The following is a 21315-nucleotide window of genomic DNA, read 5'->3' on the forward strand; positions in this document are numbered from 1 at the left end:
TCACGGCAGCAGAGCGTCCAGGTCGGGCTTCTTGGTCAGCACACCGTCGTTGAGGGCGTCGTCGGAGATGGTCTCGACCGATGCCCGATTGATGTCCTGGGGCCACTTCGTCAGGATGATCTTGTCGGCGGTCTTCGCGTCGATCTTGGTGTAGCTCAGCAGTTCCTTGCGCGCCTCCTCCGGGTGCGCCTCGGCGTACGCGAAAGCCTCCTTGATGGCGGCGGTGAAGCTCTTGACCAGGTCCGGGTCCTGCTGGGCGAGTTTGGTGCCGGTGAAGTACATCGCCACCGTCAGGTCGGGCGCCGCCTCGGCGAAGGGCCAGGTCACCGGCCTGGCACCCGATCCCGTGGCGATGGTCACGAAGGGCTCCGGCACCCAGATCGCATCGACACTGCCCTTGCTCAGCGCGGCGGGCATGTCGGGGAAGGGCATCTCGACGAACTTGAGTTTGGACGGGTCCCCGCCGTCCTTGCGCACCGACGCCCGGATGGTGGTGTCGCCGATGTTCTTGAGCTGGTTGACCGCGATGGTCTTGCCCTCAAGATCCTTGGCGCTCTTCACCGGGCTGTCCTTCTTGACCAGGACCGCACAGAAGTCCTTGCCCACCACTCCGGTCGAGGACGCGCCGTTGGAGACCACCTTGATCGGCAGGCCCTGTGCGGCGGCGGTCAGTACCGAGGTGGTGTTGGCGAAAGCGAAGTCGAACTGACCGCCCACCACACCCGAGATGCTGGTCGCGCCGCCGGTCACCGCCGTGATCTTGGCGTTCAGCCCGTGCTTCTTGAAGATGCCCTTGCTGACCGCGAGATAGACCGGGGCGGTGTCCGCGATGGCGATGGCGCCGATCTTGATCGTCTTCGTACCGTCGGAGCTCTTGGCCGACGGACTGCCGGAACCACCACCGCAAGCGGCCGCCGCGAACAGCGCGGTGGCCGCCAGGAACGTGCATAACGTACGACGCATTGGCACTCCCGGAGACATGGTTCGTCCTGCGAACTGTCGTTCATTGGGTGGTGCGCCAAGCGACGGTAGGGGCGACGGCCGTCCGAGTCAACGACTCGGACAGCTGTACACAATCTCGTTAACAAGGAGTTGCAGTCGCCAGTGCCGCGCTGTGCCCCGCCGGGACCGCCAGGTCGGTGACCGTCCAGCCCGGGACGGGGTACGGGACCGGGCCGGCGCCGACGCGCGTGCGGTCCGGGTTGTCGGCCAGTCCGGCGCCGGTGCCCTTGAGGTACGCCTCCTTGCGGGCCCAGCAGCGCCCGAAGGCGGCGGCCCGGTCGGCGGGCGGCAGCGCGTCCAGCTCGGCGCGCTCCCCGGGGTGGAGGATGGCCTCCCGCAGCTCCTCCACGACCCCGGGGGCCGGGATCTCCTCCACATCGACGCCGACCGGCGTGGCGGCGAAGGCCAGCAGCACCAGCCCCGCACTGTGCGACAGCGAGAAGAACGGCCCGCCGCCCCCGGCCACGGCTGGGCGGCCGTGCGGCCCCCCGCACACCGGGCAGTCCTCGCGGACGAGGACGACGGACCCGGGATCCTCACCCCGGTACGCCCCGAGCAGCCGCCGCAGCGCGATGTGCGCCACGGCGTACATCTCCCGGTCGGCGGGCCGCAGGAACGCCTCGTACCGGGCCCGTTCGGCGGCGTCGAGCATCGCCCGCCCGGCCTCGAAGTCGGGCGCGGGCACATGGTCGGCGACGCGGGCCAGCCATACGTCGGGCGTGCCGCCGAGCGTCAGGCTCCCGGGCATCGGGCCGGGTCCGAACACCCTGGGGACGTTCACGTGCACGGCTCCTTGGGGCAGTCGGGGTCCTCGGGGACGATCCTACGGAAGTTGTCCACAGGTCCTGGCGGGGGGCCTGGAGCGATCCGGGGGCAGCGCGTAGCGTGACATTCCATGAAGATCCTGATCAGCGCCGACATGGAGGGCGCCACCGGCGTGACCTGGCCCGCTGACGTACTGCCCGGCAGCGAGCAGTGGCAGCGCTGCCGGCACATGTTCACCTCCGACGTGAACGCCGCCATCGCCGGTTTCCACGACGGCGGCGCCGATGAGGTCCTGGTCAACGAGGCCCACTGGACGATGCGCAATCTACTGCTGGAGCAGCTGGACGAGCGGGCCCAGATGCTGACCGGCAGACACAAGGACCTGTCGATGGTGGAGGGCGTACAGCACGGGGACGTGGACGGCATAGCGTTCGTCGGCTACCACACGGGCGCGGGCACCGAGGGGGTGCTGGCGCACACCTATCTCGCCAACTCCATCACCGGCGTGTGGGTGAACGGCGAGCCGGCGAGCGAGGGCCACCTCAACGCGCTGGTCGTCGCCGAGTACGGGGTTCCGGTGGTGCTGGTCACCGGTGACGACCGCACCGCGCGGGACGCCCTGTCCTACGCACCCCGGGCCCGCACGGTCGCGGTCAAGGACTACGTGTCGCGGTACGCGGCGGTGTGCCGCCCTCCGGCGCGCACTGCGGCGGACATCAGGACGGCGGCCAAGGAGGCGGCCGCGCTGGCGGTGCGGCACGAGCCGCACCGGGGCGGGCCGTTCGGCGTCGAGGTGGAGTTCGACGCCGTGCATCTGGCCGGGGCGGCGGCCGTCGTGCCGGGGGTGGAGCGGACCGGCGAGCGCACGGTGCGGTATGTGTCGCCGACGATGTACGAGGGCATCCGGTGCTTCAAGGCGGTGACCACGGTCGTGTCGGCGGCGGTGGAGGAACAATATGGCTGACGGGGTTGATGAGCGCATGGACGAGCAGGGCATGGACCAGCAGGCCATGGACGAGGTGGTGCGGTTCACCTCGGACCTGATCAGGATCGACACGACCAACCGGGGCGGCGGCGACGGCAACGAGCGTCCGGCGGCCGAGTATGTGGCCGAGCGGCTCGCCGACGCCGGCATCGAGGCGCGGATCCTGGAGTCGGCGCCCGGGCGGGCCAATGTGGTGGCCCGGATCGCGGGCACGGACCGGGCCGCGCCGGGGATGCTGGTCCACGGGCACCTGGATGTCGTTCCCGCCGAGGCCGCCGACTGGACGGTGCACCCGTTCTCGGGCGAAGTGCGCGACGGGGTGGTGTGGGGGCGCGGAGCCGTCGACATGAAGAACATGGACGCGATGATCCTGGCGACGGTACGGGCCTGGGCCCGGCAGGGCCTGCGGCCGCCGCGCGACATCGTGCTCGCCTTCACGGCCGACGAGGAGGACAGCGCGGCGTACGGGGCCGGTTATCTGGCCGCCGAGCACGCAGGCCTCTTCGAGGGCTGCACGGAGGGCATCAGCGAGTCCGGCGGCTTCACCTTCCACGCGGGCGGCGGCATGCGGCTGTATCCCGTCGGGGCCGGTGAGCGGGGCACCGCCTGGCTCAAGCTCACCGCGCGCGGCAGGGCCGGGCACGGCTCGAAGGTGAACAGGGAGAACGCGGTGAGCCGGCTGGCCGCCGCCATCACCCGGATCGGCGGGCACGAGTGGCCGGTGCGGATCATCCCCACCGTGCGGGCCGCGCTGACCGAACTCGCCGCGCTGCACGACATCGAGCCGGACTTCGACGATGTCGACGCGCTGCTGGCCAAGCTGGGCCCGGCGGCCGCGCTGGTCGAGCCGACCGTCCGCAACAGCGCCAACCCGACGATGCTGCAGGCCGGTTACAAGATCAATGTCATTCCGGGGCACGCGACGGCGTATGTCGACGGGCGGATGCTGCCCGGCGGCGAGGAGGAGTTCGCCCAGACCCTCGACCGGCTCACCGGGCCCGATGTCGAGTGGGAGTTCCAGCACCGGGAGGTGCCGCTGGAGGCTCCCGTGGACTCGCCGACGTACGCCGCGATGCGCGAGGCGCTCCAGCACTTCGATCCGGAGGGCCATGTCGTGCCGTACTGCATCGGCGGGGGCACCGACGCCAAGCAGTTCTCCCGGCTGGGTATCACCGGCTACGGCTTCTCGCCGCTGAAGCTGCCGGAGGGCTTCGACTACGCCGGGATGTACCACGGGGTCGACGAGCGGGTTCCGGTGGAGGCACTGCACTTCGGGGTGCGGGTGCTGGACCGGTTCCTGCGGGGCGGAGCCCGATGAAGCGCCAAGCTCCGTACGGCAGTTGGGTCTCGCCGATCGACGCGCGCACGGCGGCCGCGCACGACGGGGGGCCCGAATGGCCCGGCGCGGTGGGAGACGAGGTGTGGTGGACCGAGCCCCGCCCCGCCGAGGGCGGCCGCAGAGCCCTGGTGCGCCGCCGCGTGGACGGGCGCACCGAGCCGGTGCTCCCGGCGCCGTGGAATGTGCGCACCCGGGTCATCGAGTACGGCGGCCGGGCCTGGGCCGGGGCGCCTGGACCAGGGCCTGTCCGGCGGATCTGGGCCGGGTCCGCGACGCCACAGCGACATCAGCCGCTGGCGCGGCGGGCGGCACCTCGCGGCGTTGCCGAAACGCCCTCAGGAAACCACCCTGAGGGCGCTCCGGCGCCTTGCGATGCACCACACCAGACGCCGCGGCCTATCCGCCCCAGATCCGCCGGACAGGCCCTAGTCGTCTTCTCGCACTTCCCCGACCAGCGGCTGTACGCATACGAGCCGGACGCGCCGGGCGACGGGGCCCCCAGGCCGCTGACCCCGGTGTCGGCGGTCGGGGGCGGGCTGCGCTGGGCCGACCCCCGGATCGACCTGGACCGGGGCGAGGTGTGGTGCGTCCTCGAGGAGTACACGGGTGAGGGACCCGGCGATGTACGCCGGGTGCTCGCCGCCGTGCCGCTGGACGGCTCCGCCGCCGAGGACCGGGGCGCGGTGCGGGAACTGGCCGACGACACGCACCGGTTCGTCACCGCGCCCCGGCTGTCCCCGGACGGACGGCAGGCCGTGTGGCTGGCCTGGGACCATCCGCGGATGCCCTGGGACGGCACCGAGCTGCGGATCGCCGAGGTCACGGACGAGGGCACTCTCGCCGGGCCCCGCACACTCATCGGCGGGCCACGGGAATCGGTCGCCCAGGCCGAATGGGCACCCGACGGCACACTGCTGGCGGCCACCGACCGCACCGGCTGGTGGAATCTGCACCGCGTCGACCCCGCCACCGGCGAGGCGGTCGGCCTGTGCCCGCGCGAGGAGGAGTTCGCCGGAGCACTCTGGCAGATGGGGGCGCGCTGGTTCGCCCCCCTCAACAGCGGGCCGGTCGACAGCGGCCAGGTCGCGGTCCTGCACGGCGTGGGCGCGCAGCGCCTGGGGATACTGGACCTCGCCACCGGTGAGCTCACCGACGCGCCAGGGCCGTGGACCGAGTGGGCCGGCGGCTCGCTCGCCGTGGCCGGCGACCGCGTCATCGGCACCGCCGCGAGCGCCCACAGCTCCTACGAGGTCGTCGAGTTCGACACCCGAACCGGCCGCTCCCGGGTGATCGGCGCGGCACACCAGGACGCGGTGGACCCGGCGTATCTGCCCGAGCCCGTCGAGCGGGTCTTCAGGGGCCCGGGCGGCCGGGAGATCCACGCCCAGGTGTACCCGCCCCGGAGCCCCGATTTCACCGCCCCCGAGGGCGAGTTGCCGCCCTACGCGGTGTGGGTGCACGGCGGCCCCACCAGTCGGGTGCCGCTCGTCCTGGACCTGGAGATCGCGTACTTCACATCGCGCGGCATCGGTGTGGTGGAGGTCAACCACGGCGGTTCGACCGGCTACGGGCGGGCGTACCGCGAGCGGCTGCGCGAGCAGTGGGGAGTGGTCGAGGTCGAGGACTGCGCGGCCGTCGCCCGGGCGCTGGCGGACGAGGGCACCGCCGACGGGGCGCGGCTGGCGATCCGGGGCGGCAGCGCGGGCGGCTGGACCAGCGGCGCCTCGCTCACCTCGACCGAGGTCTACGCCTGCGGCACGATCAAGTATCCGATCCTCGACCTGTACAGCTGGGCGGCGGGCGCCGAGACCCATGACTTCGAGTCCCACTACCTCGAAGGCCTCATCGGCCCCCTCGCGGAGGTGCCCGAGCGCTATCTCGAGCGCTCCCCCGCTCACCACGCCGACCGGATCCGCTCGCCCTTCCTCCTCCTCCAGGGCCTGGACGACGTGATCTGCCCGCCCGCGCAGTGCGAGCGCTTCCTCGAAGAGGTCGCCGGGCGCGGCATTCCGCACGCGTATCTCGCCTTCGAGGGCGAGGGGCACGGCTTCCGCCGCGAGGACACCATGATCACCTGCCTGCACGCCGAACTGTCGCTGTACGGGCAGGTCTTCGGTTTCGACCCGCCCGGCACACCTCCCCTGGAGCTGAGCAAGTGAAGCAGGCGACGCAAGTGGAGCAAGCGGCCCTCGTACCTCTGTCGCGGCCCCGCCCCCTGGTCCCCGGCGACCGCGTCACCGTCGTCGCCCCCAGCGGCCCGGTGGTGCCCGAGCGGCTGGACGCGGGGCTCGACATCCTGCGCGCCTGGGACCTCGACCCGGTGCTCGCCCCGCATGTCCGGGACCGCGACCCGCGCCTGGGCTACCTCGCCGGCGACGACGCGGCACGGGCCCGCGACTTCCAGGACGCCTGGTGCGACCCCGGCACCGCCGCCGTGATGTGCGCCCGCGGCGGCTACGGCGCCCAGCGCATGCTGGACCTGCTCGACTGGGACGCGCTGGCCGCGGCGGGCCCCAAGACCTTTGTCGGCTTCAGCGATGTGACGGTCCTTCATGAGGCCTTCGCCCTGCGCCTCGGCCTCGGCACGCTCTACGGGCCCGTGGCCGCCGGCGTGGCCTTCGTCAAGGACGAGCCCACGCAGCGGCACCTGCGCCACACCCTCTTCGAGCCCGCCCGGGCCCGGGTCCTCACCTCCCCCACCGCCGCTCCCCTGGTGCCGGGCCGCGCCCAGGGCGTCACCGTCGGGGGCTGCCTGGCCATGCTCGCCTCCGAGATCGGCGCCCCGCGCTCCCGGTCCACCCTGCGGGGCGGCATCCTCATCCTGGAGGATGTCGGCGAGCGGCCCTACCAGCTGGACCGGATGCTCACCCAGCTCCTGCGCTCCGGCCTGCTGGACGGCGTCGCCGGTATAGCCCTCGGCTCCTGGCGCGACTGCGGTCCCTACGACGACGTACGGGCCGTCCTCCTGGACCGGCTCGGCCCGCTCGGCGTGCCGGTCGTGGAGGAACTGGGCTTCGGGCACGGCGACAGCAGCCTGACCGTCCCGCTCGGCGTCCCGGCCGTGCTGGACGCCGACGCGGGGACGCTCACGCTGTCCTGATCAGGAGAACGGCTCAGAATTCGTCCGGGCACCAGGGCGCGACCGAGCTGCGCAGCAGCACATCCGCCCGCTCGACCGCCCCGGGACGCAGCTCCCGCACCAGCCCCGCCGCCGCGAGGAGCGGCACCGAGGCACCGCCCAGGTACAGCGAGCCCAGCGCGCCGGCGTCCATGGCCAGGTCGGCCGGGGCATCGGTGCGCTCCGCCCGCCCCGTACCGTCGGCGGCGGCCTCGACGGCCCAGCGGCCCGCGGCGTACCCGGAGCCGCCGGGACCGGAATCGGCGACCTCCAGCACGACCCGGCCGGGTCCGCGGTACGTACGGGCGCCGAAGGCGGCGGGTACGTCGAGGACCTTGAGCCACACGCCGTCCGCGCAGTCCTCCGTCGGCACGGCGGCCCGGGGGTTGTTGAGGAGCAGCGGCAGCGGGTCGTCCGGCGCGATGTTCTCGACGCGCACCTTGCGGATCCAGTCGACCGAGAAGGCGTACCGCCACAGCGCCTCTTCGGATTCGCGGTCGGTGGCGAAGTGGTCCAGCACTCTGAGGGTGTGGTTGGGGCCGCCGTCGGCCCAGGCGTCGTCGACCAGGTAGGCCAGCAGGCCGGTCACCTCGCCGCCGGCGTCCCGGTGCAGGGCGTAGAACGGCTCCTTGAAGGTTTCGCCGGGGCGGGCGATCTCCCCGGTGTCGCCCTCCCAGTGCCATGCCGCGCGGCTGATCGTGCCGGGCCGGGTGACGCGGAACCGGTCGAACAGCTCGGGTCCGTGCTTGCGCACCTCGGCCATGGTCGCCAGGTCGATCCGGCCGGTGCCGGCGCTGCCGACGCCCGCGCGAAGCCCGCCGGAGGAGGGGATGGACATCTCGCATCCGCCCTGCCGCAGTGCGGGCCCGAAGCCGAACCGGCCGTAAATGGCGTACTCGGCCGGATACAGCATGGCCACCGCCTCGCCGCGCTCCCGCGCACCGGCCAGGTCCCGTTCCATCATCCGGCCCAGCAGCCCCTGCCGTCGGTGTGTCGAGGTCACCGTCACCCCCGCAATGCCGTCCGCCGCGAGCGTGGCACCGCCGGGCACCGTGAGCTCGAAGGGGATGCTGCGGAAAGTGCCCACGCAGCGGTCCCCGTCGAAGGCCGCCTGCCAGCGCCCCGGCTCGAACGTGCGCTTGCGCCACGGGAGGTCGCCGGCCTCGTACTGCGACAGGAACCCTCGCCGGGCGGCCCGTCCCCACTCCTCGATCTCGTCCTCGTGGATCACCCGGACGTCGACGTTGCGCGCAATACCCATGCCTCGCACGGTACGGAGGAGGGGCCGCCCCCGCATCCGGTTTTGTCACACCGCCCGGTCAGCTCCGGCGCCCCGCCACCAGCCAGTTCGTCGGCACCAGGATCCGTGAGCCGTCGGCCGCGTACTCCGTGGTCGTCAGCGCGATCGCACCCTGGTCCAGCACATCGAGCCCGGCCGTACGGAAGAACGCCGGGATCGCCTCGTCCGGGACCTCCCCGGGCGCGATGCCGTGGGCGAAGACGGCCGCCAGCTTGGCGGGCGGGCCGCCGGGGCCCTGGGCCAGGCCCATGAGGACGCCCTTGGCGGCGCCGGACAGTTCGTCGGCGAAGACCCGGCCCCGGGCGCCGGCGAGGGCGGCGATTCCGGCGACCAGGGGCTGGCGCTCGTCCGGCTCGCACTGGTGGAGGACGCCGCGCATGTAGACGTTCGCGTCGCCCAGCTCGGCGTGCAGCGCCCGCGCCACGGCCTCGTCCGCCGGGTTGAGCCGGCGGTACTCGGCAAGGCCTCGCGGGTCCGCCCGCCGGGCGTGGTCAATGGCGGCCGCGGCGAGGTCGACGCCGATGGCGCGCCCGTACCGCCCGGCGAGGTACCGGGTCTGGGTGCCGTTGCCGCAGCCGAGGTCGACGATCGGCAGCGAGTCGTCGAAGTAGCCCTCGAAGAGCGGGAGATGGAGAGCGGCGGCGACCTCGGCCTCGGAGTCCCAGAAGGCCGCTCCGGGTTCGTCGGCCAGATCGCGCCAGTAGCTCTCCCACGCCTGCAGATACCCGCTGGAACTGGACACGTTCATGCGCACTCCCCAGGATCGGCCGCATAGCCAACGCATAGTCAGGGTCCGTGCTACAGGGGCGGATTGACCCTGACAAGCGTCTGGCGCAATCCGTACCCGGGATTCCGCTACTACCCCCGCCCTACCGCCCGCGCCCCCGCGGCGGCAGCGACTGCTCGAACCACACGGTCTTCCCCTGCGCGGTACGGCTCGCGCCCCACTCCCGGGCCAGCCGGCTGACGATCCGCAGGCCGCGCCCGAACTCGTCCTGCGGCCCGGCGCCGATCAGCACCGGCACCGAGTGGTCGTCGTCGGCGACCTCGCACAGCAGGGCGTCGGCCCGGACCAGCCGCAGTTCGATGTGGCGGGTGTGGGCATGGCGTACGGCATTGGTGACGACCTCGCCGACCAGCAGTTCGGCCGTCTCGGCGGCGTCCTCGAAGCCCCACCGCACCAGCGTGTCGCGGGTGAGCTGCCGGGCCCGGGCCACCTCGCGGGGGTCGAGGGCGAGCTGCCACATGGCGACGTCCTCGCGGGGGATGCCGTTGAGCCGCGCCATGAGGAGGGCGACGTCGTCCTTGCGGCCGCCGGGCCGGTTGAGGGCCCGGATGATGGTGTCGCAGGCGTCGTCCATGGAGGCGGCCGGGTGTGCGGCACTCTCGCAGAGCGCGGCCAGCCCCTGGCCGATGTCCTGGCCGCGCACCTCGACCAGGCCGTCGGTGCAGAGCACCAGCCGGTCGCCGGGGGCGACGGGCACCTTCACGGTCTCGAATGGGACGCCGCCGATGCCGATGGGCGCGCCGGTGGGGATGTCCAGCAGTTCGCTGCGTCCGTCGGCCGCCCTGACGAGCACGGGCGGGATGTGACCGGCGTTGGCGATCAGCAGCTCGGATTCGACCGGGTCGTAGACGGCGTACAGGCATGTGGCCAGATAGTGCTCGCCGAGCCGCTGCGCCAGGTCGTCGAGATTGCGCAGGAGCTGCACGGGCGGCATGTCCATCGCCGCCATGGTCTGCACGGCGGTCCGCAGCTGCCCCATCATCGCGGCCGAGTTGAGGCCGTGGCCCATGACGTCGCCCACCACCAGTGCCAGCCGCGAGCCGGGCAGCTTGATGGTGTCGAACCAGTCTCCGCCGACCCGGCCCAGCCGGGTGCCGGGCAGATAGCGGGTGGCCACATCGCACCCGGGCATGCGCGGGGTGATCTGCGGCAGCATGCTGTCCTGGAGGGTGTCGGCGACATTCTCCTGGTACGTGTACATGCGCGCGTTGTCGAGCACGAGCCCGGCGCGGGCCGCCAGTTCGGCCCCCGTCACCCGGTCCATGTCGTTGAAGACGGCCCGCTGGGCGTGCCGCAGCAGGATCATGAAGCCGAGCACCACATTGCGCGCCTTCAGCGGGACGACGAGCATCGACCGCCCGGTGATCAGCGGCCGGATGTCACGCTTCTCGAACTGCGAGGCGATCGCGTCGCCCATCGGCTCGGTGATCCGGGGCACCAGCACCGGCTGGCCGCTGGTCATGCACTGGAAGAACGGCGTCTGCTCGGGGAACGGCATCGACTCGCCGACCGGCACCACGTCGTCCCAGCGCCCCGGCTCGTCGTTGTGCTCGACCGCGACCCGGTACCACATGGTGGTGACATCCGGCGGCCCGTCCGGGAAGCCCTCGCCCGCCAGGACCTGCTCGCGCAGATACGTGCCCGCGACATCGGTGAAGCGGGGGACTACGGCCGCGCTCACCTCCTGGATCGTACGGGCCAGGTCGAGGGAGGAGCCGATGCGGCCGCTGACCTCGTTGAGGAACTCCAGGTGCTCGCGGACGGCGGCGTATTCGAGGTCGTTCTCGACCTCGCCGGGCTGTGGCGCTGTCGCTTTCCCTGCCACCGCGGCCGAACCGGCCGCGGCCCGCCGCTGACCCGCGCGGCGCTCGGCCCGCTTGGGCACGCCCCAGTCCGGGGTGACGGGCACCCGGTCGTGCTGGCTGATCTCCAGCACCGGATAGCCGAGTTCGAGTACCTGGGAGACGATCCGGCGGCTCTCGGAGACGCTCATGCTGGGCAGGATCTCCGGCAGCCGCTTGGCCAGTTCCTCGGCGCCGGGGAATTCCGTGTGCAGCGCGAAACCTGGCGCGATCCGCTCGAACTCGTCCTGGCCGTCGGCCTCCTCGGGCGGGGCGTGCAGCTGCGCGGCGTCGGCGGCCAGCATGAGCAGCCGCTCCGGCCCGGGGCCGACCAGCGGGTAGGCCCACCACAGGACATCCACTTCCGGGTCGCAGAGCCGGGCACGGCCCGCGGTCGGGTAGGACGTCTCGCCGTTGAGCGACGCGTCGAGATCGGGGCCGAGGTCATCGTCCGGGTCGTACGCGGCTCCGCTCGCCGCGCCGCCGCCCGAACCGCCCGAACGGTCCGCGTCGTCGGTCAGCGTGCCCGACACCGGCAGCAGGTCGACCACCGGCCGGCCCAGCGCCTCCTCCTTGGCCCGCCCGAACAGTCTGCGGGCGCCCGTGCTCCAGTGCGAGACCAGGCCCTGACCGTCCACCACGACCACGGCGAGGGGCACCCGTCCGGACAGACCGGAGCGGGATTCCCCGCCCTGCGGTACCCGAAGGTCCCGACGATCCATGGCGCGCTCCGCTCGCGACTGGCGACGATCCGTTCACAACGATCCGTGACTCCGCTACCACGGTACGGCTCCGGTGCAGCCCCGCGTAAGCCAATGGCCGAATCCGGCGCACGCCCGCGCGATCGCGGCCCGATCCCCGTGCGATCCCCATGCGATACCCGTGCGTTCTCCTCCCGGAGGCAACCACACAGCCCCGTGTTAGCGTCCTTTGTCGCTGATCGGACTCCAGATCCACAGGTGCGGGGTCGCCAACCCGCCCGAAGGAAATCGCCGCCATGGCCACCACGCTGGAGCCCCTCTCACTCCGACTCGCCCCCATACGCCTGCGGCTCCACCGGCCCGTCGTGGCCGCCACCCTCCTCGCGGCGGTCCTCAGCCTCATATGGGCGCTCTTTCTCGCCAACGACGCCGGTGACCTGGCCGCCCAGTACGCCTGGACCGACTTCGCACTGAAGCACCCGGACTCCGCGTACAACCTCTCCTGGTACGGCGGCATGCACCCCGCCTCGTACAGCCTGTTCTCCCCCTACGTCATGGGCCTGCTCGGCGTCCGCACCACCGCCGTCCTCGCGGCCACCCTCTCCGCCACCATCGCGGCCCGCCTGCTGGTGCGCTCCGGTATCGCCCGGCCGCTGCTGCCGGCGCTGTGGGCGGCCTTCTCCCTCTGGTGCGACGTCGCCTCGGGCCGGGTGACCTTCGCCCTCGGCATCCTGTTCGGCCTGGCGGCGGCCGACCTGGTCCTGAAGGACCTCGTACCGGAGGCCCGCATCCCGAGGGCCATGATCCCGAGGGCCCTGGTCCCCAGCACCCGGCGCCTCGTCGCGGCCTCGTTCCTGGGCGCCCTCGCCACCGCCTGCAGCCCGGTCGCGGGGCTGTTCGTCGAGGTCCTGGCCGCCGCCCTGTTCCTCACCGGCCGCCGCCGGCCCGCGTACGTCCTCGCCGCCGGCCCGCCGGTGGTCGTCGGGGCGACCTCGCTGCTGTTCCCGTTCTCCGGAGTGCAGCCCTTCGCCTGGTACTTCGCGGCCCTGCCCTTCGCCGCGGCGGTGCTGGCCGCCGTGCTGGTGCCGCGCGACTGGCGTACGGTGCGCGCCGGTTCGGTGGTCTACGCGACCGGGATAGCGCTCACCTTCGCGATACCGTCGCCCATAGGCAGCAACGCGGAACGGCTCGCGCTGCTCTTCGGCGGTGTGGTCCTGCTGTCGGCCGCGCTGGCCGGACGGATGGGGACCCGCAGGACCGTCGCGCTCTGGCTGACCTTCTCGGCCGTCGCCGTCTGGCAGACCAGCAAACCGGTCGCCGACCTGATCAACACCGCCCCGGTGACCGCCACCATCGCGCACGCCAAGCCGCTCATCACCGAGCTCCGCCGCCTACAGGCCAACCGGGGCCGCGTCGAGGTCGTGCCGCTGCGCTCCCACTGGGAGGCCTCGGGGCTCGCCCCCGTCGTCAACCTGGCCCGGGGCTGGAACCGCCAGGCCGACGTGGAGCGCAACCCCCTCTTCTACGACGGCACCCTCACCGCCGCCACCTATCGCGCCTGGCTGCGCAACTGGGGTGTCCGCTACGTCGTCCTGCCCTCCGACGAGCCGGACGGCGCGGGCCTGGCCGAGTCCAAGCTCATCACCTCGGGCTCCCACTCCTGGCTCCTGCCCGTGTGGCACGACGCCCACTGGCGCCTGTTCCGCGTCACCGGCACCCAGCCGCTGGCCGACGCCCCCGCCACCGTCACCCACGCCGGCTCCGCCGACCTCACCGTCCACGTCCCCGCCGCCGGCTCCTACCTCCTGCGGATCCCCTACTCCCCCTGGCTCGGCATCGAGGGCGCCACGGATTCGCTGCACGGCTGCCTGTCGGAGTCCGGAACGTGGACCCGGCTCCAAGCGCCTGCGGCCGGGACGTACCGGATCGGCGCACGGTACGCGCTGACTCGCGGCACGCCCTGCGAGGAGGGGTGAATCAAAGGTCGCCGTGGATGGCCCTGGCGATCTTCTGGATCGTGGCGATGCCGTAGTCCATCGTCTTGTCGTCCTCCGACAGCACCACGATCCCGTAGTCATTGCCGTTGCCCGTGAACGCGCCGATGCTGTGCACCCGCCACTTGTGCGTCGACCGCGGCAGCCACCCGTTCTTCACATGAACCGTCGCGTCGCTCGGCGCCCCGGCCGGCACGCCCCAGCGCTGACCGGTGACGACCTTGTTCATCAGCCAGAGCTCATACGACCGCGACGCCTTGGTCAGCACCTTGTTGTTCGAGGTCAGCAGCTTGAGGAGCTTCGCCTCATCGCCCGCGGTGATCTGCGTGAGCCCCCAGTAGCCGTTGGCGCCGGGCTTGGTGTTCGTCATCTTCGCCAGGTTCAGGAAGTGCTGGACGCCCTTGACCTTGACCTGCTTCCACAGTTTGGTCGTCGCCGTGTTGTCCGACTTGGTGATCATCGCCTTCGCCAGCGACTTCTCCCGCGTGGTCAGCCCCCTGCCCGCCTCCTGCGCCTGCCGCAGCAGCGCCGCGAGCAGCGTGGCCTTCACCACGCTCGCCGAGTCGTACTTCACCCCCGCCCTGTACGAGCAGGCGGTGCCCGTGCTCCGGTCGTACAGCGAGACCGCCACCATGCTCTTGCGGTTCTTGAGCGCGGCCGTGATGTCCGCCTTCAGCTCCTTCGCGAGTCCCGACTTGTGTGACGTACAGCTCACTGTGGGCGTGGCCGCGGCAGCGGTGCCCGATGCCGCGACGACACCGACGAGTGAAGCGGCCGCCGCGGCCGCGGATATGCGCGATATGTGCACCGAAGTCCGTCCCGTTCCGTGTTGCTTTGGCCAACACTCTTGAACAGGACACTCCAGCAGACACCCGGGCCCTCCGGCTACCCCCGGCGGGCAGCGATTTCAGATCCGGTAACCGCGTCAGTCCGCCCGCCCATAACGGACATTTCGGGTCCAGATCCGCTCCAGCCGCACCCGCCCGCCCGGCCGCGGCGCATGCCAGATCCGGCCGTGACCGGCGTAGATACCGACATGCACGATCCCGCCACCGACCGGAAAGAAGACCAGGTCACCAGGGACGCGCTGGCGGCGGCCGACATGGTAGGTGCGCTCGTACTGCCCCTCGGCGGTGCGGGGGAGCCGCTTGCCCGCCTCGCGGAAGGAGTAGAGCATCAGCCCCGAGCAGTCGAACCGCCCGGGTCCGGTGGCGCCGTAGGCGTAGGGCGCCCCGCGTTTGGAAGCGGCCACGGCGAGGGCTCTTTGCCCGTACAAGTGTGCGCCGAAGGCGTCGGCCCGATGGACGGGACCGACGAGTCCCGCGCACAGAAGGACGACGACCATCAAGGCGCCGACGGACGTCTGTCGTTGGCCGATGGTGATCAACCTGGACATCTCAGTACCTCCGCGTCTGGATGAAGCGCTTTGGTTCTCGATGACCGAACAGTTTTGTCCGCAACGCCCGCTATCTCATGACCTAATACGGTGTCGTATGTCCGGATTCGGCTACAGATCCGTTGTTTTTATGCAGAGATGATGTACGCGCCTCCGTCCTCCGCCAGGGGCGCATTTCCCTCCAACAGGTGAACGCCGGAGCGCGGGGCGTACCACCGGGTGCATATATGCGTTACTCCGGCATGGACAGTGCCTCCACCACCGCTGGGTGCCTGCTCGACCACTCAGGCCACTGCGGGCCGTACGCCGAACTCACCGGTGCCTACTGGCTGGACCCGCCCTGGGGACCGCCCGAAACCGTCCCCAGCCCTACCGCCCCGGCGAGGGAGGACGGATCTTACGTGGAAACGGGGTGACGACCGCGGGCTCATCTCCTGGCTCCACGGCGCCTGGCCGATCCTGACGGAACGGGTCAGCAGGCTCCGTGGGCCCGAACTCGACGCGCCTGGACAAGAACCGTGCCGGACGGTCAGTCCTCGTGCCCCAGCTGCAGGTCGCGCTCCGTGCGCCCGCCGCCCGCCAGTTGCAGCACGGTGGCGACGGGCGGGTAGCCGGAGGCGATGACGGTGTACTCGCCCGCCGCGAGGTCGACGAAGCGGAAGATGCCGTCGGTGGCCGTCCTGACGGAGTCGAGGACATTGCCGGCGGCGTCCAGCAGCGTGACGCGGGCATCCTCGACGGTGCGGCCGCCCGGGGCGCGGACGATGCCGCGCAGGATGGCGCCGCCGGCGAGTTCGATGTCCTGGCGGGTCTCGCGGGAGGGCTGGACGGAGACGGGGAGGGCGGCGGGGCGGTAGGCGGGGGCGGTGGTGGCCAGGGTGTACTCGCCGGAGATGAGGTCGGTGAGGAGGTAGGTGCCGTCGCGGGTGGTGCGGGTGGTGGCGATGACGTCGCCGCGGGCATCGGTGAGGGTGACGATGGCGTCACGGACGGGGGCGCCGTCGGAGGTGTGGACGGTGCCGGCGAGGCGGCCGGCGCCGCCGAGGACGACATCCAGCTCCACCGGGTGCTGGCCGACGGTGACGGAGACGGCCTGGGGCTGGTGGCCGCCGGCGGCGGCGATGAGGACGTAGGAGCCGTTGCCGGGGGTGGACAGGGCGTAGCGGCCGTCGTCGGCGGTGGCCCCGCGGCCGATCTGGTGGCCGGTGGAGTCGATGAGGGTGAGGGCGGCGCGGGGGACGGTGGAGCCGTCGGAGTGCTGGACGGTGCCGCAGACGGGGACGCCCGCAGCGGTGCGGGCGCCGGGGACTTGGTGCTGCTGGGTCTGGGTCACCAGGGGTTTCTCCTTGAGCAGGAAGGCCAGTAGGAAGCCGACCGCGAGCACCGGCACCAGGTAGAGGAAGATCCGCGGCATGGCGTCGGCGTACGCCCGTACGTACGCGTCGCGCAGCGCCGGCGGCATGGCGTGGACGAGCTGCGGGGTCAGCGACCGCGCGTCCGGGAGGCCGGCGCGCTGCGGGAGGCTTGCGGCGAGGCGGTTGGCGAACAGCGTGCCGAAGACGGCGGCGCCGACGGAACCGCCGATCTGGCGGAAGTAGTTGTTGGCGCTGGTGGCGGTGCCGAGGTCGCCGGGGTGTACGGAGTTCTGGACGGCGAGGACCAGGACGGGGAGGGTAAGGCCGATGCCGAGGCCCAGCACCAGCATGTACGCGCTGTATTCGGGGCGGGGGGTGTCCGCATCCAGCCGCGACAGCAGCCACATACCGGTCGCCGAGAGCGCGCCGCCGAGGACCGGGAAGAGCTTGTAGCGGCCGGTACGGCTGATGAGCTGGCCGGAGGCGACGGAGGCGAGGACGACGCCGAGCATCATGGGCAGCATCAGCAGCCCGGACTCGGTGGCGGAGACCCCGTCGACCATCTGCAGGAAGGTCGGCAGATAGCTGGCCGCGCCGAACAGCGCGACGCCGACCACGGCCCCGATCAGCGCCGTGACGTTGAAGATGCCGTCGCGGAACAGCCGCAGCGGGATGACGGGTTCCGCGGCGAACCGTTCCACCACCACGAACAGCAGGGCGCTCGCGAGGGCGCCTGCGCCGAGCCCCACGATCACCTCCGAGCCCCAGGCGTAACGCGTGCCGCCCCAACTGGTCAGCAGGACCAGGCAGGTCGAGCCGGTGGCGAGCAGCAGTGCGCCCAGGACGTCGAGGCGAGGGCGGACGTCCGGCTTGGGCAGGCGCAGGACGACGGCGATGAGGGCGAGGGTGAGCAGCCCGAAGGGCACGTTGACGTAGAAGCACCAGCGCCAGGAGGCGTGGTCGGTGAAGAAGCCGCCGAGCAGCGGTCCGGCGACGGAGGCGAGGCCGAAGGCGGCGCCGATCAGGCCCATGTAGCGGCCGCGTTCGCGGGGCGGGACGATGTCGGCCATGATCGCCTGCACGCCGATCATGAGCCCTCCGCCGCCGATGCCCTGTACTGCGCGGAAGGCGATGAGCTCGTCCATGGAGCGGGACCAGCCGGCCAGGGCGGAGCCGATGACGAAGACGACGATGGCGAACTCGAAGACGCCCTTGCGGCCGAGGAGATCGCCGAGCTTGCCGTAGAGCGGCAGGCCGATGGTGGAGGCGAGGAGGTAGGCGGTGACGGCCCAGGACATCTTGTCCAGGCCGTGCAGCTCGCCGACGATCTTGGGGAGGGCGGTCGCCACGATCATCTGGTCGAGCGCGGCGAGCAGCAGCGTCAGCATCAGGCCGATGAAGATCAACCGGATCCGGCGCGGGGAGAGTTCGGGGGCCCTCGCCACGGGTTCGGACGGCGGGGCCGCCGCGTCGTCGGCCGCCGGCTCGGTCAGCGTGCTCGTGCCCACCCGTCCACTCCCCTCGTCGCGCCTGCCCTGCGACCGACAACGATCAGCAGGCGCGACGATTCCCTTCCGGGGAGCAGAACCACCCGTATCGGTGACTGGGACCTGTCCGGGGGATCTCCGTGGGTGAAGGAGCGGGGTCTGGCGCCGGCGGTCGCAAGGCGCCGGAGCGCCCACAGGGTGGTTTCCTGTGGGCGTTTCGGCAACGCCGCGAGCGCTGGTGCCAGGGCACGCGACGCCACGGAGATCCGCCGGACAGGCCCCAGGGCCTGGCGCCCTACTTGGCGCCCTCCACCTCGGCGGCCAGCCGCGCGAGCACGGCGTCGGAGATCCGGTTCAGCCCCTTCGGGGCGAAGGTGCGCTCGAAGAAGCCGCCGATGCCGCCGGCGCCGTTCCAGGTGGTCGTGGTCACGACCTTGGAGCGGCCCTCGCCGGCCGGGGTGACGGTCCAGGTCGTCACCATGGACGAGTTCTGGTCGGTCTCCACGAGCTGCCCGGCGGTGGGCTCGGTCACCGCGAAGAGGATGTCCCGGATGCGCTTCTCGGTGGCCTGGAGCTTCCAGTGGACGAGGGTGCCCTCACCCTTGCCGCCCTCCCGGACCTCGTACTCGCTGAACTGCTCGGTGAGCAGCTTCTCGCGGGTGCCGGTGTAGTCGGCGAGCACGGCGAACACCTCTTCCGGACCCGCCTCGATCTCGCGCTGCGTGGTGGCCTCTACCTGGCCCATGTGCCCGTCCTCTGCTCTGGTGCGTAGGTCTGTGCGTAGGTCTTCCGTCTGCGGGCACAGCATCGCACTCGACGTTATTCGCTCAGGTGTTCTATTCTCGATTCAAGGGCAACACGAGGAGGCACCATGCGCTGGGACAACCTGAGCCGCGACGGCACCGCCGCACTCTTCGGGACCGATGTCGTCACCCGTACGTTCGACACCCCCGAATTCCGCGGGATCACCTTCCACGAGGTGCGGGCCCGCTCGATCGTCAACCGCGTGCCGGGCGCCTCGCGCATGCCGTTCGAATGGACGATCAACCCCTACCGGGGCTGCAGCCACGCCTGCGTCTACTGCTTCGCGCGCAAGACGCACAGCTATCTCGACCTCGACACCGGCCTGGACTTCGACTCGCAGATCATCGTCAAGGTCAACGCCCCCGAACTGCTGCGCCGCGAGCTGGCCGCGCCGCGCTGGCAGGGCCAGCACATCGCCATGGGCACCAACGTCGACTGCTACCAGCGCGCCGAGGGCCGCTACCGCCTCATGCCGGGCATCCTCGGCGAGCTGCGCGACCGCGCCAACCCCTTCTCCATCCTCACCAAGGGCTCACTGATCCTGCGCGACCTGGAGATCCTCCGGCAGGCGGCGCGGGTCACCGATGTCTCCACCGCCGTCTCCGTCGGCTTCCTCGACCGCGAGCTGTGGCACACCGTCGAGCCGGGCACCCCCTCGCCCCAGAAGCGGCTGGACGTCTGCCGCACCCTCAACGAGAACGGGATCGCGTCCGGGGTGCTCATGGCCCCCGTGCTCCCCTACCTCAGCGACTCCCCCGAGCAGCTGCGCGCCACCGTCCGCGCCATCGCCGAGGCCGGCGCCACCTCCGTCACCCCGCTCGTCCTGCACCTGCGCCCCGGCGCGCGCGAGTGGTACATGGCGTGGCTGTCCGTCCACCACCCGCGGCTGCTCACGCGCTACAAGGCGCTCTACGCGGACGGGGCCTACGCCCCCACGTGGTACCAGCGGCGGATCACCCGCCAGGTGCACGAATTCGCCACCGAGTACGGGATCGGACCGAGCCGGCGGCCGCTGCGGGCCCCGGCCCCGGAACCGGATCCGGAGCCGGTCCCCGCACCGGCCGACCCGCCCACCCAGCTGATGCTTCAGGTGTAGAGCAGCGATCCCGGCGTGGTGAGCAGCTCGCCCGTCTCCAGCCAGGTCTTCAGACCGGAGAGGATCATCGGCCAACCGCCGAAGAGCTCGTCGTTGGCGCCCTCGCGCAGCCGGTCATGGGTGACGGTGAGGCGGCAGGAGTCGCCGACGGGCTCGATGTCCCAGGTGATCCTGGACTCCCCCTCGCTCTTCACCTCGTCGCTCCACAGCGCGGTCATCGTCTGCACGAGCCTGCGCGGCGGGTCCACCTCGAGGATCTCCCCCTCGCCCAGCGGCCCGGGGGCGCCCGGCGCGCCCATGACGTAGCGCGAGCCGGGCTTCCAGTCCGAGGTGATCCCGGCGCCGAAGTTGTACTTGGAGCGGATCTCGGGATCGGTGATCGCCTCCCAAAGACGCTCCGGGGTGGTGCGGATGTAGAGCTCGAAGACCTTTTCCATCGTTCTCTCCAGTCGGCTCTTGAGGTCGCTCAGACCGGCGGCCCACGGCTGCGCGTACTTGCTCACCCACCGGTCGTGGACGAGCCGGATCGGGACGGGGTTGAGGAAGTGGAGCTTCTCCCGGCCGCGCCGCCTGGTCACCACCAGGCCGGCCTCCTCCAGCTGCCTGAGGTGCTTCATCACGGCGAAGCGCGTGACGTCGAAGCGCGCCTCCAGGGAGCTGAGTGTCTGTCCGTCCTCATGGAACAGCGCGTCGAGGAGGCTGCGCCGGGTCGGGTCGGCGAGCGCCTTGAACACCGCGTCCTGTTCCTCTGCCATGCTTCAAAAATAGGTGACCTTTTAGTCACATGTCAAGGCCTGCCAGGCTGCCTAGGGTGCCGCCATGACGTTCGTACGACCGATGACCGAGGCCGACATCGACGCCGTGGCCGCGATCCGGGTGCGGGGCTGGCAGGCGGCGTACGCCGGGATCGTGCCGCCCGCCTACCTCGACGCGATGAGCGTCGAGGAGGACGCCGCCCGCCGCCGGGACTTCTTCGCCGGATCCACCGGCCGCGTCGAGAACCTGGTCACCGTCGACGGCGACTCGATCACGGGCTGGGCCGCCCACGGCCCCTACCGCGGCGACGACACGACCCCCGCCGACGGCGAGCTGTACGCGATCTACGTCCGCCCCGGCCTCATCGGCACCGGCATCGGGCGCACGCTCACCGACGCCGCCCTCGCGGCCTCCGCAGCCCGGGGCTTCACGCGCATGCGGCTCTGGGTGCTCGCAGACAACGCACGCGCGCGCCGCTTCTACGAGAAGGCCGGCTTCACCCCTGACGGGGCATCGCAGGAGGAGGAGTACGACGGCACCCTCCTCACGGAGGTCCGCTACGCGCGTGACACACGGTGAGAATTTGAGA

Annotated in this window: 17 protein-coding genes; 7 read left to right on the forward strand and 10 right to left on the reverse strand. The window is 71.6% G+C overall.

Going from position 1 to position 21315, the window contains the following annotated elements; genetic code table 11:
* Complete coding sequence (locus OG607_RS08565; protein WP_405720744.1) at nucleotides 1–963, reverse strand: ABC transporter substrate-binding protein; 963 nt, start codon at nucleotides 961–963, stop codon at nucleotides 1–3.
* A 118-nt stretch (nucleotides 964–1081) separates the two neighbouring features.
* Nucleotides 1082–1783: a 4'-phosphopantetheinyl transferase family protein gene (locus OG607_RS08570; protein ID WP_405720747.1), complete on the reverse strand. Its 702-nt coding sequence runs from the start codon at nucleotides 1781–1783 to the stop codon at nucleotides 1082–1084.
* A gap of 114 nt (nucleotides 1784–1897) precedes the next feature.
* On the opposite strand from OG607_RS08570, the gene OG607_RS08575 reads away from it, so the two are divergent.
* From OG607_RS08575 to OG607_RS08590, 4 genes are read left to right on the forward strand one after another with little or no spacing between them, the layout of a single operon-like run.
* The gene (locus OG607_RS08575; RefSeq protein ID WP_405720750.1) at nucleotides 1898–2731 is read left to right on the forward strand and encodes a M55 family metallopeptidase; all 834 of its coding nucleotides are present in this window, start codon (nucleotides 1898–1900) and stop codon (nucleotides 2729–2731) included.
* Entirely contained in the window at nucleotides 2724–4070 is a 1347-nt protein-coding gene (locus OG607_RS08580) for a M20/M25/M40 family metallo-hydrolase (RefSeq protein ID WP_405720753.1), read from the forward strand. Before OG607_RS08575 ends, OG607_RS08580 begins: the two co-directional genes overlap by 8 nt.
* Nucleotides 4067–6250, forward strand: a complete 2184-nt coding sequence (locus tag OG607_RS08585; RefSeq protein ID WP_405720756.1) for a prolyl oligopeptidase family serine peptidase — start codon at nucleotides 4067–4069, stop codon at nucleotides 6248–6250. The genes OG607_RS08580 and OG607_RS08585 overlap by 4 nt, the downstream gene beginning before the upstream one ends.
* Nucleotides 6247–7191, forward strand: a complete 945-nt coding sequence (locus tag OG607_RS08590) for an LD-carboxypeptidase (RefSeq protein ID WP_405720759.1) — start codon at nucleotides 6247–6249, stop codon at nucleotides 7189–7191. The genes OG607_RS08585 and OG607_RS08590 overlap by 4 nt, the downstream gene beginning before the upstream one ends.
* A 13-nt stretch (nucleotides 7192–7204) precedes the next feature.
* Here the strand turns inward: OG607_RS08590 and OG607_RS08595 are convergent, their stop codons facing one another.
* The 3 genes from OG607_RS08595 to OG607_RS08605 form a co-directional block, all read right to left on the reverse strand.
* Nucleotides 7205–8470, reverse strand: a complete 1266-nt coding sequence (locus OG607_RS08595; protein ID WP_405720762.1) for a GNAT family N-acetyltransferase — start codon at nucleotides 8468–8470, stop codon at nucleotides 7205–7207.
* A gap of 58 nt (nucleotides 8471–8528) precedes the next feature.
* On the reverse strand, nucleotides 8529–9251 hold the full coding sequence (locus tag OG607_RS08600) for a class I SAM-dependent methyltransferase (protein ID WP_405736632.1): 723 nt from the start codon (nucleotides 9249–9251) through the stop codon (nucleotides 8529–8531).
* A gap of 127 nt (nucleotides 9252–9378) precedes the next feature.
* The gene (locus OG607_RS08605; protein ID WP_405720765.1) at nucleotides 9379–11859 is read right to left on the reverse strand and encodes a SpoIIE family protein phosphatase; all 2481 of its coding nucleotides are present in this window, start codon (nucleotides 11857–11859) and stop codon (nucleotides 9379–9381) included.
* A 275-nt stretch (nucleotides 11860–12134) separates the two neighbouring features.
* On the opposite strand from OG607_RS08605, the gene OG607_RS08610 reads away from it, so the two are divergent.
* The gene (locus tag OG607_RS08610; RefSeq protein ID WP_405720768.1) at nucleotides 12135–13814 is read left to right on the forward strand and encodes an MFS transporter; all 1680 of its coding nucleotides are present in this window, start codon (nucleotides 12135–12137) and stop codon (nucleotides 13812–13814) included.
* A gap of 1 nt (nucleotide 13815) precedes the next feature.
* On the opposite strand, the gene OG607_RS08615 is transcribed toward OG607_RS08610, so the two are convergent.
* The 4 genes from OG607_RS08615 to OG607_RS08630 form a co-directional block, all read right to left on the reverse strand.
* Nucleotides 13816–14640: a serine hydrolase gene (locus OG607_RS08615; protein WP_405720771.1), complete on the reverse strand. Its 825-nt coding sequence runs from the start codon at nucleotides 14638–14640 to the stop codon at nucleotides 13816–13818.
* A gap of 117 nt (nucleotides 14641–14757) precedes the next feature.
* Nucleotides 14758–15228, reverse strand: coding sequence for a C40 family peptidase (locus tag OG607_RS08620; RefSeq protein ID WP_405720774.1), 471 nt, complete (start codon nucleotides 15226–15228; stop codon nucleotides 14758–14760).
* Between the two features lie 529 nt (nucleotides 15229–15757).
* The gene (locus tag OG607_RS08625; protein ID WP_405720776.1) at nucleotides 15758–18091 is read right to left on the reverse strand and encodes an MFS transporter; all 2334 of its coding nucleotides are present in this window, start codon (nucleotides 18089–18091) and stop codon (nucleotides 15758–15760) included.
* A gap of 274 nt (nucleotides 18092–18365) precedes the next feature.
* Nucleotides 18366–18815 carry an SRPBCC family protein gene (locus OG607_RS08630; RefSeq protein ID WP_405720779.1) on the reverse strand — a complete coding sequence of 150 codons (450 nt, stop codon included), beginning with the start codon at nucleotides 18813–18815 and terminating at the stop codon, nucleotides 18366–18368.
* Between the two features lie 126 nt (nucleotides 18816–18941).
* On the opposite strand from OG607_RS08630, the gene OG607_RS08635 reads away from it, so the two are divergent.
* Nucleotides 18942–19970: an Rv2578c family radical SAM protein gene (locus tag OG607_RS08635; protein ID WP_405720782.1), complete on the forward strand. Its 1029-nt coding sequence runs from the start codon at nucleotides 18942–18944 to the stop codon at nucleotides 19968–19970.
* Here OG607_RS08635 and OG607_RS08640 read toward each other — a convergent pair.
* Nucleotides 19961–20725, reverse strand: coding sequence for an ArsR/SmtB family transcription factor (locus OG607_RS08640; RefSeq protein WP_405720785.1), 765 nt, complete (start codon nucleotides 20723–20725; stop codon nucleotides 19961–19963). The two genes, OG607_RS08635 and OG607_RS08640, sit on opposite strands and share 10 nt — an antisense overlap.
* Before the next feature lie 64 nt (nucleotides 20726–20789).
* On the opposite strand from OG607_RS08640, the gene OG607_RS08645 reads away from it, so the two are divergent.
* Nucleotides 20790–21305 (forward strand): GNAT family N-acetyltransferase, encoded by a 516-nt coding sequence (locus tag OG607_RS08645; RefSeq protein ID WP_405720788.1) that lies wholly within the window; start codon nucleotides 20790–20792, stop codon nucleotides 21303–21305.
* The last annotated feature ends 10 nt before the right edge of the window (nucleotides 21306–21315 follow it).

Origin of the sequence: Streptomyces sp. NBC_01537 (genome assembly GCF_045040445.1) — a bacterium.
Classification (GTDB): domain Bacteria; phylum Actinomycetota; class Actinomycetes; order Streptomycetales; family Streptomycetaceae; genus Actinacidiphila.

What these genes read in the sequence shown, in the direction of transcription:
- OG607_RS08565 (WP_405720744.1), bottom strand. Translation starts at nt 963, where the DNA reads ATGCGTCGTACGTTATGCACGTTCCTGGCGGCCACCGCGCTGTTCGCG.
- OG607_RS08575 (WP_405720750.1), top strand. Translation starts at nt 1,898, where the DNA reads ATGAAGATCCTGATCAGCGCCGACATGGAGGGCGCCACCGGCGTGACC.
- OG607_RS08580 (WP_405720753.1), top strand. Translation starts at nt 2,724, where the DNA reads ATGGCTGACGGGGTTGATGAGCGCATGGACGAGCAGGGCATGGACCAG.
- OG607_RS08585 (WP_405720756.1), top strand. Translation starts at nt 4,067, where the DNA reads ATGAAGCGCCAAGCTCCGTACGGCAGTTGGGTCTCGCCGATCGACGCG.
- OG607_RS08595 (WP_405720762.1), bottom strand. Translation starts at nt 8,470, where the DNA reads ATGGGTATTGCGCGCAACGTCGACGTCCGGGTGATCCACGAGGACGAG.
- OG607_RS08605 (WP_405720765.1), bottom strand. Translation starts at nt 11,859, where the DNA reads ATGGATCGTCGGGACCTTCGGGTACCGCAGGGCGGGGAATCCCGCTCC.
- OG607_RS08610 (WP_405720768.1), top strand. Translation starts at nt 12,135, where the DNA reads ATGGCCACCACGCTGGAGCCCCTCTCACTCCGACTCGCCCCCATACGC.
- OG607_RS08620 (WP_405720774.1), bottom strand. Translation starts at nt 15,228, where the DNA reads ATGTCCAGGTTGATCACCATCGGCCAACGACAGACGTCCGTCGGCGCC.
- OG607_RS08630 (WP_405720779.1), bottom strand. Translation starts at nt 18,815, where the DNA reads ATGGGCCAGGTAGAGGCCACCACGCAGCGCGAGATCGAGGCGGGTCCG.
- OG607_RS08635 (WP_405720782.1), top strand. Translation starts at nt 18,942, where the DNA reads ATGCGCTGGGACAACCTGAGCCGCGACGGCACCGCCGCACTCTTCGGG.
- OG607_RS08640 (WP_405720785.1), bottom strand. Translation starts at nt 20,725, where the DNA reads ATGGCAGAGGAACAGGACGCGGTGTTCAAGGCGCTCGCCGACCCGACC.
- OG607_RS08645 (WP_405720788.1), top strand. Translation starts at nt 20,790, where the DNA reads ATGACGTTCGTACGACCGATGACCGAGGCCGACATCGACGCCGTGGCC.